At 63.6% G+C, this 15,609-nt stretch carries 9 protein-coding genes; 8 read left to right on the top strand and 1 reads right to left on the bottom strand.

The genetic code is table 11. The annotated features are described in order from the left end of the window. Positions 1-12: 12 nt before the first annotated feature. On the bottom strand, positions 13-1,068 hold the full coding sequence (locus tag HU752_RS16030) for an ABC transporter substrate-binding protein (protein WP_186676599.1): 1,056 nt from the start codon (positions 1,066-1,068) through the stop codon (positions 13-15). Positions 1,069-1,485: 417 nt separating this feature from the next. On the opposite strand from HU752_RS16030, the gene HU752_RS16025 reads away from it, so the two are divergent. The 8 genes from HU752_RS16025 (at position 1,486) to HU752_RS15990 (ending at position 15,361) form a co-directional block, all read left to right on the top strand. Then, positions 1,486-2,745, top strand: a complete 1,260-nt coding sequence (locus tag HU752_RS16025; RefSeq protein WP_186676601.1) for an acyl-CoA dehydrogenase family protein — start codon at positions 1,486-1,488, stop codon at positions 2,743-2,745. A gap of 96 nt (positions 2,746-2,841) precedes the next feature. Next, on the top strand, positions 2,842-4,623 hold the full coding sequence (locus HU752_RS16020; protein WP_186676602.1) for an ABC transporter ATP-binding protein: 1,782 nt from the start codon (positions 2,842-2,844) through the stop codon (positions 4,621-4,623). Next, complete coding sequence (locus tag HU752_RS16015; protein ID WP_186676603.1) at positions 4,616-6,484, top strand: ABC transporter ATP-binding protein; 1,869 nt, start codon at positions 4,616-4,618, stop codon at positions 6,482-6,484. The genes HU752_RS16020 and HU752_RS16015 overlap by 8 nt, the downstream gene beginning before the upstream one ends. 202 nt (positions 6,485-6,686) lie before the next feature. Beyond that, positions 6,687-7,850, top strand: coding sequence for an LLM class flavin-dependent oxidoreductase (locus HU752_RS16010; RefSeq protein ID WP_186676604.1), 1,164 nt, complete (start codon positions 6,687-6,689; stop codon positions 7,848-7,850). A 19-nt stretch (positions 7,851-7,869) separates the two neighbouring features. Further along, a complete protein-coding gene (locus HU752_RS16005) occupies positions 7,870-8,922 on the top strand; it encodes an ABC transporter substrate-binding protein (protein WP_186676606.1) in 1,053 nt (350 codons plus the stop codon). Positions 8,923-8,957: 35 nt separating this feature from the next. After that, the gene (locus HU752_RS16000; RefSeq protein WP_186676609.1) at positions 8,958-10,016 is read left to right on the top strand and encodes an ABC transporter substrate-binding protein; all 1,059 of its coding nucleotides are present in this window, start codon (positions 8,958-8,960) and stop codon (positions 10,014-10,016) included. A gap of 373 nt (positions 10,017-10,389) precedes the next feature. Next, positions 10,390-12,660 (top strand): TonB-dependent receptor, encoded by a 2,271-nt coding sequence (locus HU752_RS15995; RefSeq protein WP_186676610.1) that lies wholly within the window; start codon positions 10,390-10,392, stop codon positions 12,658-12,660. Between the two features lie 232 nt (positions 12,661-12,892). Then, positions 12,893-15,361 (top strand): TonB-dependent receptor plug domain-containing protein, encoded by a 2,469-nt coding sequence (locus HU752_RS15990; RefSeq protein ID WP_186676612.1) that lies wholly within the window; start codon positions 12,893-12,895, stop codon positions 15,359-15,361. Positions 15,362-15,609: the final 248 nt, after the last annotated feature.

Raw genomic sequence — 15,609 nt, 5'->3', positions numbered from 1 at the left:
AGTTCTCCAGTTTCAGGCGCGGCGCTTGGCCAACAGTTCGTGGGCAGCTTGCAGGGGGCGCGGATCGACCCAGTCGGCGAGGGCGAAATCGCTTTCGAGGAAACCGTGCAGGTACAGGAAGTCTTTCTGGATACCGAGGAACTCCAGGCGCTGTGGTGACAGATCGGGGGCCAGGGTGGTGTGGAAATCACCGCGATAGGCCTCGGCCACGCCGGTGCTGCCGGCGCGGGTCTCGTCTTCGAGAATGCTGTTGAGCGCATCGCGATTGCCGGCAGCCCATTCGGCAGCCTTGAGGGTTTGCGCCAGGAAACGCACAACTACGTCGTAATGGTTGTCCAGCAGGCTCTGATGCACGGTGATCGGACGTGGCGTGCCATTGTTGATGCGGTAGCGCGGCTCGGCGATCAGGTCCAGGTCGATGCCCACCACCAAGCCCAGGCGGCGTGCGGCGTCAGCGGCCGAGGCGCCCTTGACGTAGACCGCGTCGACTTCGCCACGGGCCAGGTAATCCAGCCCCGACCACAGTCGTTGCAGGCCGGCACGCGGGTCACTGGCCAGTTCCTGGTCCAGCAGCGCCACCTCCACCAGTTCGACATCATCGAAACCCAACCCGGCCAGGCTCAGCGCCCCCTTGTAGCCATGCAGGCTCATGGCTCGGGCGATGCTGCCCGGTCGGCTGGCCCCCCAGGCCGGCAAGGCCAGGCGCTTGCCCTTGAGATCTTCGGGACGACTGATGCCGGAATCGGGACGAACCAGGATGGTCTGCCATTCCTCGATCCAGGTCAGGCCGATCAACCGACTGGGCGAACCGGCCGCGCGGGCTGCCAGGGCCGGAACGTTGCCACCTTCGCGAAACAGTCCCGGCAATTGGTGATCGTAGTGGTGATGGCCAAACTGACGGGCCTCCTGCAGGGTCGAGACCGGCAGGCCATCGACAGCGAACTCTTCACTGAGCCAGCCAAGTTTGTAGGCAATGCCGGAAGCGGTAGGCACCGGGCAACGGGTGAACCAGATCTGGTCCAGCTCGGTCCGGGCCTGAGGCTCGGACAAGGTAGCGACAGCGGTCATGTGTGGCTCCATGGGTTTGGGCAAGTCGAGGCCTGTGCAACTCGATGCAGGGGCCGTTGCAGGCGTCATTGCAGCGCCCGTGCCAAGAGCTGAAAGCCTCTATTTCAAAGGGCTGCAGGGCATCCACTGAAAACCGCTGGCGATCAATTGCTGATGGCGAAGCAGCATTGCACAGGGACTGCTGCTGGCTGAGCAGTCGCCTTGCGTCATTGCTGCTCCAGCAGCAGCCGCCCTCCTGGAGAACCCCTTTCCCGAGGCTGGAGCCCTGGCCCGACAGGGCTTTCAGCCTCGCTTCGCGTCCCTGGCGCAGAACTTGCTCAAGGCCCGGCAATGCCACTGCCTTGCCTTGTGACCTGTGGGAGCGCAGAACACACAGGGGCAAGGCGGACTCATCCAGTGAAACGCCAGAGGTCAAACATGAGTACGCTCGAACGTCATCCCACCACCCTGTCGCTGCAGGAGTCCTCACCGGTGCGCCTGCTGCGCAGTGAGGCCGAGGCCATCGAGGCCGCCCGGGAGATAGCCGGGGAAATCGCCAAGATCGCCGCCGACAGCCGGCAAAATGGCCAGTTGCCACGGCGCCAGGCGCAATTGCTGTCGAGCAGCGGCATTACCGCCATCGGCGTGCCCAAGGCCCAGGGTGGCCTGGGAGCCTCGGTGCAAACCATTGTCGAAACCGTACGCCTGATTTCAGTGGCCGACGGTGGCGTCGGCCAGTTGCTGCAGATCCACAACGTGATGCTGCGTGGAGTGACGGGCTACCCCGACGATGTACGCGACCGCGTGTTCGCCGATGTACTGGCCGGCAAGCGCCTGGGCAATGCCCTGGCGGAAGTCGGCGGCAAGAACAAGTTCGCCTTGAAGACCCGCGTCGATCGCCGCGAGGACGGCACGCTGGTGCTCAATGGCAGCAAGTTCTACTCCACCGGCTCGTACCTGGCCGAATGGATCTCCCTGACTGCCGCCAGCGACGATGGGGGTGCCGGTGTGCTGCTGCATCGCGACACCCCGGGCCTGACGCTGGTCGATGACTGGGAAGCGTTCGGCCAGAAGAACTCGGTGAGCGGCACGGTGATCTTCGACAACATCGAACTCGACGAGCGCTTCGTGTCCCGGCGCAAGGGGCCGATGAAACGCACCGGCCTGACCTTCCCGCAGATCCTGCATGCGGCCATCGACACCGGTATCGCCGCTGGCGCCCTGGCCGCAGCGGTGGACTATCTAAAGCACAACGCTCGCGCCTGGGTGGAGAGCGGCGTCGAACACGCCAGCGAGGAACCGCACATCATCAAGCAGATCGGCGAGTACGCCGTCGCCCTGCGCGCCGCCGAATCGCTGCTGCGCGATGCCGCACGGGTATTCGATCAACATGAACAGGACCCGGAAAACAAGGAATTGCAGGACGAACTGATCCTCTCGGTGGCCACCGCTCGGGCACATTCCGACAGCGCCTCGCTGAAAATCTCCAGCGACATCTTCTCGCTGCTGGGTGCCAGCGCCTCCCTGAGCAAGTGGAATCTGGACCGTTTCTGGCGCAACGCGCGGGTGCATACCACCCACGACCCGATTCGCTGGCGACTGCACCACGTCGGCAACTACTACCTCAATGGCGTCGACCCGGGCGAGTACACCGCCATCCTCAACGCGAAGGAAAAACAGGGCGCCACCACCCGCTGAATCCCCACTGCCCCACCCACTACGTCCTGTAGGAACCGGCTTGCTGGCTCCTACAGGACGTAGTGGGTGACCTGCAATTGTCTTGTCGAGCCATTCATGATCGAAAAACACCCCCTGCTCCGCAGCCTGGCGATCTATCGCGAGATGCCCTGGCGTTTCGCGCTGGTGGCTGCGTTGTTCGTCAGCGTCAACCTGGGCCTGGTCTGGCAGCAGTGGCTGATCGGCCACGCGGTCAACGACGTCAGTGCCGGCCGTGCGGTACTGCGCCACGACGATGGCAGCCTGGATGCCAGTCTTGGCTGGTACTGGTTCGGACTGATGCTCGCCGTGGCCGTGCTGCGTGGTGCCTTGCAATATGCCGCCGGGGTACTGTCTCTGGTCCTGAGCCAGGAGCTGCTGACACGCTTGCGCGAACGGATCCTGCAACAGGTGCAGCGCCTGCACCTGGGCTATCACTGGCAGCACGGCATGGGTGAAATGATCACCCGCACCACCCGTGATGCCGACAAGGTGCGTGATGCGCTGATCAGTTTCTGGCGCCAGGTGGTGGAAACACCGCTGGTGGTGCTGGCGGCGGTCGGTCTGCTGAGCTGGTACGACCCGTTGCTGGGACTGGTACCGTTGCTGCTGACCGCCTTTGGCCTGTGGATCTTCGTGCTGCAGACCGAGCGCCTGGTCAGCCTGGACCGTGCCGTCGGCGCCGCCTACGATCGGGTCAACCAGGACCTCAGCGAAGGCATTGGCGGCGTCCGGGTGATCAAGTCGTTCGCGCTCGAACACCGGCGCATCCGTCGTTTCTCCGAGCAGGTGGCGGTATTCGCCGAACTGGCCCGCCAGGCCCTGGCCTATTCCAGCTCGCGCATTCCGTTGCCACAGGCAGTGGTTGCGCTCGGCCATGTCTGGGTTCTGGTCTATGGTGCTCACCAGGTCGCCGCCGGGCGCCTGGGTATCGGCGAATTGGTGACCTCGCTGCTGATCGCCACCACCCTGGTGTTCCGCATCGAGGGTATTGGCCGGGTCATGCAGACCTTCGCCGACGCCCGCTCCAGTGCCGAACGGATCTGGCAACTGCTGGATGAGCCAACAGCCATTCGCAGTGGCAGCGCACGACTGCCCGAAACACCCGTGGGACTGAAGCTGGAGCAGGTCAGTGTCAGTGCCCCTGGCGGCGGACGGGACATCCTTCATGACTGTTCCTTGACCCTCCAGCCGGGGGAAGTGGTCGCCCTGGTCGGTGCCACCGGTACCGGCAAGAGCCTGCTGGCCAGCCTGCTGCCACGCCTGGGCGATGTGAGCAGCGGCCGTCTGCTGCTGGGTAACGACCACAGTGGTTGGCAGGACATCCGCCAGCTGGACCTGGCCGAGCTGCGGCGGCGAGTGCATGTGGTGCCGCAGGAGAGCTTCCTGTTTTCAGACACCCTGGCTGCCAACCTGCGCCTTGGTGCGCCGGACGCCAGCGACGAGCAACTACGTGAAGGCCTGCGCCTGGCCGCCGCCGAGGACGTGCTGGAGCGTTTGCCCCAGGGCCTGGCGACACCTCTGGGCGATCGCGGCGTAACCCTGTCCGGAGGCCAGCGCCAGCGCCTGAGCCTGGCCCGCGCCCTGCTCGGCACCCCCGACATTCTCTGCCTGGACGACGCCACCAGCGCGCTGGACGCCCAGACCGAACGCCGGGTGCTGGACAACATCCGCAGGCTGCGCGGCGATCAGGCCCGCCCCATCAGCGTGCTGCTGATTTCCAGCAGACTCTCCACCCTCCTGCTGGCCGACCGGGTGCTGCTGCTCGACGGCGGCCGGATCTGCGCCAGCGGCACGCACAGCGAACTGCTCGAGCACAACCCACACTACCGCGACCTGCTGGGGATCGACCATGGCTAATCCAACCGCGGGCAAAGCCCTGAGCGATATCGAGATCGAGGAGATGCTTGCCAGAAAAGCCCTCGATCGCAGCATGTTCGGCCGCCTGTTGCCACTGCTGCGGCCGATCCGCACGGCGATCCTCGGGGTCATCGGCATCGAGCTGCTGCTGGTATTCACCGTGTTCCTGCGGCCCTGGTTCGTCCGTGAACTGCTTGATCACGGCCTGGTCCGCGACGCCGATCACTGGCTGTTGGACGAACAACTGGTGCTTTACCTCGGACTCGGCCTGGCGGCCAGCTGGCTGGGACGCTTCCTGCTCGCCGGGATCTCGCAATTCATCGCCGGCGGCGCGGCGATCCGCGTACTCAATGACCTGCGGGTACGGGTGTTTGCCCACGTCCAGGCGCTGAGTGTCGGCTACTTCGACCGGACCAAGGCCGGTCGGATCATTTCCCGCGCCGACCGCGATGTCGATGCCCTCGAGCCGCTGCTGATCCAGGGACCGCCGGAACTGCTGGGCGCACTGCTGCGCTGTACCCTCGCTTCGATCATGCTGTGGTACATCGATCCGCGATTCTTTCTCAGCCTGGCGGCCACCGTGCCGCTGCTGGTCCTGGCGACCTGGAGTTTCAAACGCATCTCCCAGCGCAACTGGGCCAAGGTCGCGGAAAATCGCAGTCGCTTCACTGCCCACCTGGTCGAAAGCGTCAGCGGCGTGCGCATGTTGCAGCAGTGCGCCCGCGAGGAAAGCAACCGGCGACGCTATCGCCAACTGCTGGTCGACTTCAACCAGGCGTTGATTCGTGGCAGTTTGCGCGCCAGTTGGTTCGCGCCGTTCACCGCCCTGCTCAGCACCGCAGGCATGGCCGCGCTGTTGCTGGTTGGCGCGTACGGACTGGCCGAGTCGACCGTGAGTGTCGGCCAGGTCGCCGAAAGCCTGTTCTACGTGTTCCTGTTTCTCGGCCCCTTGCAGGAACTCTCGGAGCTGTTCGAGCGCTACGCCACCGGCTCGGCTTCGGCACAGCGGATATTTCTGCTGCTCGACACCCACCCCCAGGTCAATGACCCGGCTGAACCCCGTCCGCTGCACCGAGCACGAGGCGAGGTGGATTTCGAACAGGTACGGTTCGCCTACGACCCCGCCGGGGCATCGCCGGTGATCAACAACCTGGACCTGCGTATCCCGGCCGGCGAGGTCCTGGCGATCGTCGGACCGTCCGGCCACGGCAAAAGCACCCTGGTGCAGTTACTGACGCGTTTCTACGACGTGCAGGGCGGTAGCGTGCGGCTCGACGGCATCGATGTGCGCGAACTGGCGCAACAGACGTTGCGGCGCAACGTTGGGGTGGTGTTACAGGACAACGTACTGTTCAGCGGCAGTATCCTGGACAACCTGCGCCTGGCGGCGCCGGAAGCCAACGATGCGGTATTGATCGCCGCAGCCCGGGAGCTGGGGGCGGACGAGGTACTGGAGCGCCTGCCACATCAGTACCAGACCGAGGTCGGGCCGCTGGGCAGTCACCTGAGCCATGGTCAGCGGCAGTTGGTGTGCCTGGTACGGGCCTACCTGGCCGATCCCGCGGTGCTGGTGCTGGACGAGGCGACGTCGGCAGTCGACATCCATACCGAACGGCGTATCCAGCAGGCATTCCGGCGCCTGTGCGAAGGCCGCACGGCGATCATCATCGCCCACCGCCTGGCAACCATCCGCGATGCCGATCGTATTGCCGTGATCCGTCATGGGCGGCTGGTCGAGCAAGGCCCTCACAGCCAGCTGATTGCCCAGGGTGGAGCCTATGCGACGTTGTACGAGACCTATCTGCACAACGCTGAAAGCGGCATGAACATGGATGAAAGCAACGCGATGGCAACGGTCTGAAACAGAGGGTCTCACAGAGACAGCGCCGCCCCTGGGGACTTGTTGCGTGCAGAGCAACCATTGCTGAAGGGGTGCTGCTACAGCAGCACCCTCCTCCCCCCCAGGCACTCGCCATCGCCAGCAGGCCGGCTCCCACAAGGGACGTGGCATGGCCGTTGCAGATCGGTACCCAACCCTCCGTGCACTTGAATCGGGAGCACCCATGAGCACTGAATTTTTCTGGCGCCTGCCACTGGGCACCGACGGCCCGCAGTTGAGCACCGACAAGCACAACCGCGGCAGCGCCCATCATCGTCCAGGCCATATCGCCCCTGGCCGCCTGCCCAATGGCGAGCCTGACGACTTCACCTACATCGACTACATCGCCCAGGTAGCCAAGGCCGCCGAACTGGCGGGTTTCGAAGGCGCCCTGTTGCCCACCGGCCCCGAGCCATGGATCGCCGCCGCCGCGCTGGCCCGGGAAACCCGTCGCATCCGTTTCCTGATCGCCTTCCAGGCCACCTGGACCCTGCCAGCCTATGCGGCGCAGCAGGCAGCCATCCTGCAGAACCTCAGTCGCGGCCGCCTGGACTGGAACATCATCACCGGCGGTAATCCGGCCAGCCAGCGCGCCCACGGCGACTTTCTCGAACACGACCTGCGCTACAGGCGCACCGGCGAATTCCTCGACATCATCCAGGGCCTGTGGGACAACGAGCACTTCTCCTACGACGGTGATATCTATCAACTGGAGAACGGTTCCCTGCCCCCCGGCCTGCACGATGAACGCAAGCCAGGCGTGTACTTTTCCGGGTTCTCCGACGCAGCCCTCGACGTCGCGGCCCGACACGCCGATGTCTACCTGAACTGGGCCGAGCCGATCGACAAGCTCAAGCCGCACATCGAACGGGTACGCGAACTGGCGGACAAGCAGGGCCGCAGCGTGCGCTTTGGCCTGCGCGTCGATCTGTTCGCCCGGGAAACCGAGGAACAGGCCTGGGCCGACCTGCGTCGCCAGTTCGACAAACTCGAAGGTCGCGGCAGCGCCCTGGCCAAGGGTTTCACCAGTGGTTCGGACTCGGTCGGCGGCGCACGCCAGACCGCCTACCACCAGAACATCGACCGTTTCGAAGACCTGATCATCGGCCCCAACCTGTGGGCCGGTTTCGCCAAGGCCAAGCCCGGCCCCACCGTCGGACTGGTCGGTAGCCACCAGAACATCGCCGAGCGCCTGGCCGAGTACCGTGATGCTGGTTTCTCGACCTTCATCCTCGCCGGCAACCCGCATCTGGAGGAAGCCCTGCGCATCGGCCAGGAAGTCCTGCCGCTGGTGCACCAACGCCCTGCCGTCACGGTCGACGCCCCTCACTTGAAAGCCAGCGCCTGAGCGCTGCGGAGCCAAGAACATGCCTCAACCTCTCGACACGCTCTGGTACACCCGCTGCCCGGTCCCGACCGGACTCGGCATTGCCGTACAGAAGGGCTGGCTACAGGAGACCGTCGGCGCCCTCGGCACCGAAGTGCAGTCCCTGCGCGAGTCCAGCGACAAGGCCGTGCGCGAATCGCACTTCGACCACACCCTGCGCAACTCGGTACGCCATGGCGGTAACATCCCGGCCATCTGGGCCAGGGCCCAGGGTCGCGAAACCCGGGTGATCGGCCTGTCCTGGGCCGACGAGGTGCAGTTGATCCTGACCCGCCCGGACAGCGGCATCAAGACCGTCAAGGATCTCAAGGGCCGCACATTCGGCCTGCCGGACTGGGCCAGTGTGCAGATCGACTTCACCCGTGCCCAGGCCCTGCGTGGCCTGGAGAACGCCCTCAAGCTCGAGGGCCTGCAGGTCGGCGACGTGCAGGTGGTCAACTACACCTATGGTGGCACCTTCAGCGAGTCACAGGTGCTTACGGTTGCCGGTACACCGGTCAATGGCCGGCAGAGCGAGGGCCGCAACCTGGAACTGCTGGGTCTGCTGCGTGGCGAAGTCGATGCGATTTTCCTCAAGGGCGCCAGCGCTGCCCGTCATGCCCATGAATTCGGCCTGCACACGGTGATCGACACCGGCGCCCACCCTGAACCCCTGATTCGCAGCAACAACGGCACTCCGCGCACCCTGGCCGTGGACCTGAACCTGCTGGAACAGCATTTCGACGTCGCCCGGGGCATTCTCGACTCGGTGCTGCGCGCCGAGCGCTGGGCCCATACCCATCCGGAAGACACCCGTCGCTACCTCGCCAGGGAAACCAACAGCAGCGAATACTGGGTCAATGCCGCCTACGGCGACGATGCCCACCTACGCCTGCGTACCGGGCTGGATGAGCAGGCTATCGCGGCCCTGCAGGACTTCACCGGTTTCCTGCATCGCTGGCGCTTCATTCCCAAGAGCTTCGACGTACGTGACTGGATCGACCACCGGCCACTGGAGTCGCTGCTGCAAACCCCTGCCGCGCTGGCAGGTTGACCATCAGGCTTCATGGATTCGAACTGAAGGCTTTTATGAGCAAACCACTCGATACGCTCTGGTACACCCATAGCCCGGTCCCCACGGGGCTTGGCATCGCCGTGCAATCCGGGCGCCTGGCCGAGGCTTTTCAGCCCTGGGGCACTAACATCCAGTCCCTGCGCGAGTCCAGCGAAAGGGAGGTTCGCGAGGCGCACTACGATCATCACCTGCAGAACTCGGTGCGCCACGGCGGCAACATCCCGGCCATCTGGGCCTACTCCAGCGGCGTGCAGACGCGGGTGCTGGGTCTGTCGTGGACCGATGAGGTGCAACTGATCCTGACCACTGCGGAAAGCGGCGTCAGAACTGTTCGCGACCTGAAGAACCGGCGCTTTGGCGTGCCGAAATGGGCCAATGTACAGATCGACTTCACTCGTGCCCAGGCCCTGCGCGGGCTCGAGAACGCCCTCAAGCTCGAAGGGTTGAGCGTCAGTGATGTCGAGCTGGTGGACTATCCCTATGGTGGCACCTACAGCGACCATCCCAAGGCCTACGTCCATGGCTCGCAGATCAGCCTCGGGGTCATTCACTACAGCCGCCGCAACAACGAGCTGATCGGTCTGCTGCGTGGCGACATCGATGCGATCTTCCTCAAGGGTGCCCATGCCGTGCACCTGGCCAATGAATTCGGCCTGCATGTGGTGGTGGACACCGGCTCGCACCCGGACCCGCTGATCCGCTCGAACAACGGCACGCCACGGACCCTGACCGTGGATACCCATCTGCTGGAGGAGCACTTCGATGCCAGCGTGAAGATCGTCGATACCGTGCTGCGCACCGAGCAATGGGCCTGGGCCAATCCGGAAGAAACCCGACGCTTTCTCGCCCGCGAGTTGAATACCAGCGAATACTGGGTATCGGCCGCCTACGGCGAGGATGCGCACCGACGCCTGCGCACGACTCTTGATGCGCGCTCGATCGAGGCCCTGCAGGACTTCACCGATTTCCTGCATCGCTGGGCATTCATTCCGCGGCGTTTCGACGTACGCGAGTGGATCGACTTCCGTGTCCTGGAGAAAGTGATCGGATCGACGTCCCGGGTAGCGGTCTGAAAACCCTGTTGTTCATTCGGGCGTAATCGCCAGCCAGCGCAGCGATGCTCCGCTGACTGGCGATAACCATGTAAGCCTCACTCTTCCCCCAAGCGCAACTGCTTGCCCAGCAACACTCACCATCGCAGCCACTGCTGCTGCAGCAGCACCTACCAAGCAACTTCTGCTGAATCCCCGGCAACTCACTTCAGTTGCTTTCAAAGCACTTGGCATTTGCTCGAAACATAACTTTCCATAACGTTAAAAAATAAAATATATCCTTTGTTTTTCAAGTAATTAGAGACACTAAACAACAAAAAAACCTACAGCCAATATTCTTGGCACGCTCCCTGCTCAAGCCCCTTCAGCAATACTTTCAAGGGGGAGAGACTTGATGCACACACTTAATCCAATCAGCCGAAGCCTATGGCTCACACTGGCCCTCGCCGGCGGCACGTTCAACGAAGTTTCGCTGGCGGCAGAAAACACCGACAATGAAGCGGCCAATACCTCCAGCGAGCCGGTCCTGAAAGCCGTGACCGTCACTGCCCAACACCGCGAGGAAACCCTGCAAGAGGTTCCGGTGGCCGTGTCGGCGGTCCAGGGTAGCAACCTGATCGCCGATGGCGCGCGCAACCTGCGCGACATTACCACCTTCATTCCCAACGTCTCGGCCAAGAACCCGGATGGCGATGCCCGTCCGCGTTGGTACATCCGCGGCCTGGGTACCGGCGATACCGGTGCGGCGACGGTCTTTCCGGTAGGTATCTACGCCGATGACGTGTACCTCAATGCACCGATCGCTGGCGGCGGCCCGCTGTTCGACCTGGAGCGCATCGAGGTCCTGCGTGGCCCGCAAGGCACGCTGTACGGCAAGAACACCACGGCCGGTGCGGTAAACATCATTTCGAAGAAGCCGACCTTCGACACCGACGGTTTCGCCACCCTCGGCATCGGCAGCAGGAACGATCGTATCCTGACCGGCGCCATCGGCGGCGCCCTGGTGGAGGACCGTCTGGCAGCACGAGTCTCGCTCTATTCCGAAGAGCGCGACGGCTTCCAGAACAACCGCTTCGACGACTCGACCTATGGCGACGTGAACAAGAAGGCCATTCGCTTGCAGTTCCTGGCCAAGCTCAACCCCGACCTGGATGCCCTGCTGAAGATCCACAGCCGCGAATACAAGGGCGACGGCGCCAATGGCACGTTGCCGATTGGCCGCTACTACAACGTCGGTTACCAGCGCCCGTCCGGACGCAATGTCGACCAGAACGTCGATGACGACTCCCGCCTCGACCATGACGGCACTTCGCTGACCCTCAACTGGCACCTGGGCGACTACACCCTGACCTCGATCAGCGCCTACGACTATATTCGCGGTCGCTCCACCAGCGACGCCGACTACACCCCCTACGAGGTGAACGGCACCAGTTACAGCGACAATGCCTACCGCCAGTACTCCCAGGAAATACGCCTGGCCTCGCCGCAGCAGGAAACACTGCGCTGGCTGGCCGGTGCCCACTACTTCCACGAGGACCTCGACAGCAACGGCTCACGAATCATCACACCCGGCACGACGCCCAATGGCACGGGTTCGAACCAGACCGGCGGTGTCACGGATGTGCGCAACCTCAATTACACCCACAAGACCGACAGCTACGCGCTGTTCGGCAACCTGACCTACGACTTCACCGACAACTTCAGCGTGACCGGCGGCCTGCGCTGGACCCAGGAAAAGAAAGACATCGACCTCGACCTGACTCAATTGACCCGCGCCACGGCCAACGGCCCGCTGATCCCGCTGGCGGGCACCGCTACCAATGGCAATCGCCAGGAAGACAAGACCTGGGAAGCCTGGACCTACGACCTGACCCCCGAATACCGGATCAACGACAACGTCCGGGTGTTCTTGCGCTATGCCCACGGTTTCCGCTCCGGTGGTTTCAACACTGGGCTGTCCACGAGCCTGTCGCAACTGACCACGGTCGATCCGGAACAGCTCGACGCCTACGAACTCGGCCTCAAGTCCGAGTGGTTCAACCACCGGCTCACGGCCAACGCCAACGTTTTCTACTACGACTACTCGGATATCCAGGTCAACCTGCTGACCGTCAACAACGGCGTGCTCACTACCGCACTGACCAACGGCGCCAAGGGCAAGGTCAAGGGTGCTGAACTGGAGCTCGAGGGCCAGCCCACCGATTACCTGCACCTGCGCGCCGCTGTCTCGTTCCTGGATACCGAATACACCGACTTCAAGAACATCAACCCCACTACCGGCGCAGTCACTGGCGACTACAGCGGCAACAGCTTCGTCCGTTCGCCGCGCAATGTGGTCTCGCTGGGCGCCGACTACACCTTCCCGCTGGCGATCGGCGGCAAGCTGGTGGCCAGCGGTGATGTCAGCTACCGCGACAAGGAGTACTTCCTGGCAGACCGCCAGAGCAGCGCCGACAAACTGCTCAGCCAGCCGCACTACACCCTGGCCAACACCCGGCTGACCTGGTACAGCCCGGATGAAAAGCTCAGCGTTACCGGCTTCATCGACAACGTCACCGACCGCCGCTACCAGGTCCATGGCCGGCCCAACGGTACCGCCGGGCAGTACGTCGTCACCTATGGCGATCCCCGTACCGTCGGCTTGAGCGTCACCAGCCGCTTCTAACGATACACACCATCCCACGCCCGCCGCGCTGCCCTGTGAGAGCCGGCTTGCTGTCGATCCGCCGAAGGCGGCCATCCACCGCTTTCAGTGGAGGCAGTCGTACCGCTATCGCCAGCAAGCCGGCTGCCACAAAAAAGGACTGCCCACAAAGTTGGATACTTATCCAACCCTTGGGGGGCAGTCCAAAAGCGGGGTCGGCAAATAACATTTTCCAGCTGAAAGGAATTTTCCCATGTTCCATCGTCACCCGTTGGCCGGCGCCGTCGCGCTGGTCATTGGCAGCCTTGCCGTGCCCGCTTTCGCTGCCGAATCGTCCTCCAAACCCTCAGCCGACAAGGACCAGCTCGACACGGTAGTGGTGCTCGGCACCCGCCGCAGCGACGTCACCGCGCTGGAGAGTGCCGCACCGGTGGACGTCCTCTCCGGCAAGCAACTGCAGGAGACCGGTGCCAGCGACCTCTCAGGCGCCCTCACCGCCCTGTCGCCCTCCTTCACCATGCCGCAATCTCCCCAGGGCGCATTTGCCGGCTCCATTGCCCAGGGGGCATCGCTACGCGGCCTGGCGACCGACCAGGTCCTGGTGCTGGTCAATGGCAAGCGACGCCATACCAGCGCCAACATCACCCGCCAGAGCCTGGCCAACGGCCGTGGCGCGGCAGCAGTCGATATCAGCCTGATCCCGTTGAGTGCCATCGAGCGCGTGGAAATCCTCCGTGATGGCGCCGCCGCCCAGTACGGCTCCGACGCCATCGCCGGAGTGATCAACATCGTGCTCAAGGAAAAGGACGAAGGCGGCAACATCGGTTACCGCTTCGGCGGATATGACAAGGGCGATGGCCTGCAACGCAAGTACAGCGGCTGGAAGGGCTTTTCCCTGCCCAACGACGGCTTCCTGACACTGAGCTTCGATGCCGGTAGCCAGGACCCGGCCAGCAACACCAACCCGGACAACAGGATCTTCTACCCCGGCGACACCAGCACCAACACCCCACGCGAGCAGAACAACCGCTATCGCACCTGGAACTGGGGCACCAACGGGGTTTCCGACCAGTACAACTTCATCGTCAACAGTGAAATGGGTCTTGGCCAGGGGCTGACCGCCTATGGCTTTGCCACCTACTCACACAAGAACACCGACTCCGAGGGTTTCTTCGATCCGCCCACGGCTCTGCGCAGCAATTACGGCAGCGTGGCCTTGCAGCGCTACCCTGATGGCCGGCTGCCGGTCACTCGCTACTCCCTGGAAGACTATGCCGTCACCGGAGGCCTGCGCTGGGAAGATGAACGCCTGGGCAAGTTCGACCTGGCAATCAACCACGGCGACAACAGCCTGACCTCGGACGATCGCAACGCGATCAACCCGAGCTGGGGCGTCAACAGCCCCAGCAACATCTACACCGGCAAGCGTGAAGCCGACCAGACCAACCTCACCCTGGACTGGGTCCGTGACTTCCCCACCGACCTGCTGGCCAAACCGTTGACTCTCTCCGCCGGGCTGGCCTGGCGCAAGGAGAACTACGAGTTGACCGCCGGCGAAGCCGCCGGCTGGCAGAATGGTCCTCTTTTCAACACGATCGACCCGATTACCGGCAGGCGCCTGCCGGGCTACTACTCCGGGATCACCCAGGTCGACGCCGCCTCCCTGGATCGCAAGGTGCTGGGTGCCTACTTCGACATCGAGGGCCAGGTCACCGAGAAATTCCAGGCGGGCGTGGCCGTGCGCACCGAGCACTACTCGGACTTCGGGGATACCACCAACGGCAAACTCTCGCTGCGCTATGACTTCACCCCCGAACTGGCCGCCCGGGCCACCGCCAGCACGGGCTATCGCGCGCCCTCGCTGGTACAGAGCGGCATGTCATCCTTCAGCGTCCAGGTGGTGGAGCAACCACCGGGCAGCGGCAACTATGTCGAGGTCCAGCAGCGCACACTGCGTGCCGACAGCCCCGAGGCGCAACTGCTCGGCGGCAAGGCGCTGAAACCGGAAGAATCGAAAAACTACTCCCTGGGCCTGGTCTGGCGCCCGCTGCCCAATGCCTCGGTGACGGTGGACGCCTACCGGATCGACATTTCCAATCGCATCACCCTCTCCGACCAGCTGCCCGCCTCGGTTGTCTCGCCGATCTTTGCTGGTACGCCCTACGCCAATATCCAGAGTGCGGCGTTCTACACCAACATCGCCGACACCCGCACCGACGGCGTCGAGCTGACCGGCAACTACCAACTGGACCTGCAGCAATGGGGGCGGCTGAACCTGAGCAGCGGTTTCAGCAAGAACAACACCACCATCACCGCGCTACGCGACGTCGGCGGGATCAGCGGCTCGCAAATCATCGGGCGCGCCACCCAGGGCCTGATCGAGGACGGGACGCCGGATTCCAAGCTGACCCTGAGCGCCAACTGGCTGTATGACAACTGGGGCGTGACCATCGCCCAGCGCCGCTATGGCGAATGGAAGAGCCTGAACGCCACCAACCCGACCCTGGACCAGACCTACAGTGCACAGTGGGTCACCGACCTGGACGTGTCTTACACCTTCAACAAGTCCCTCAAGGTGTCGGTCGGCGCGATCAACCTGTTCGACAGTTATCCGGACAAGGCCAGCGGCACGCAACTCTATGGCGTCCCCAAGTACTCGATCACCAGTCCCGAAGGGGCCCAGGGGGCGTTCTACTACACCAGCCTGAGCTACAACTTCTAGGGGATTGCTGATCGACTGCTGCTGGAGCAGCAGTCGGGTGTTGCCAGGGCATCAATCCAGGGTGCCCGTGGTAATGCTGTCGCCAGCCAGCCAGCTCCTGCTGGGATCTGTGTCATATGATGAATCCGTGAACGACGCGGTCATTGTGGGAGCCGGCTGGCTGGCGATAGCACCCGCCCGGACATCCCACCACCAACTGGCACACCTCTTGCGATACCCCCGGGGAATTTCACCCGGTCCCGATCCCT

It is taken from the genome of Pseudomonas vanderleydeniana (assembly GCF_014268755.2).
In the GTDB taxonomy this organism is placed as follows: domain Bacteria; phylum Pseudomonadota; class Gammaproteobacteria; order Pseudomonadales; family Pseudomonadaceae; genus Aquipseudomonas; species Aquipseudomonas vanderleydeniana.
The sequence above is the reverse complement of the archived record's forward strand: the minus strand, read 5'-3'. Positions and strand labels throughout refer to the sequence as shown.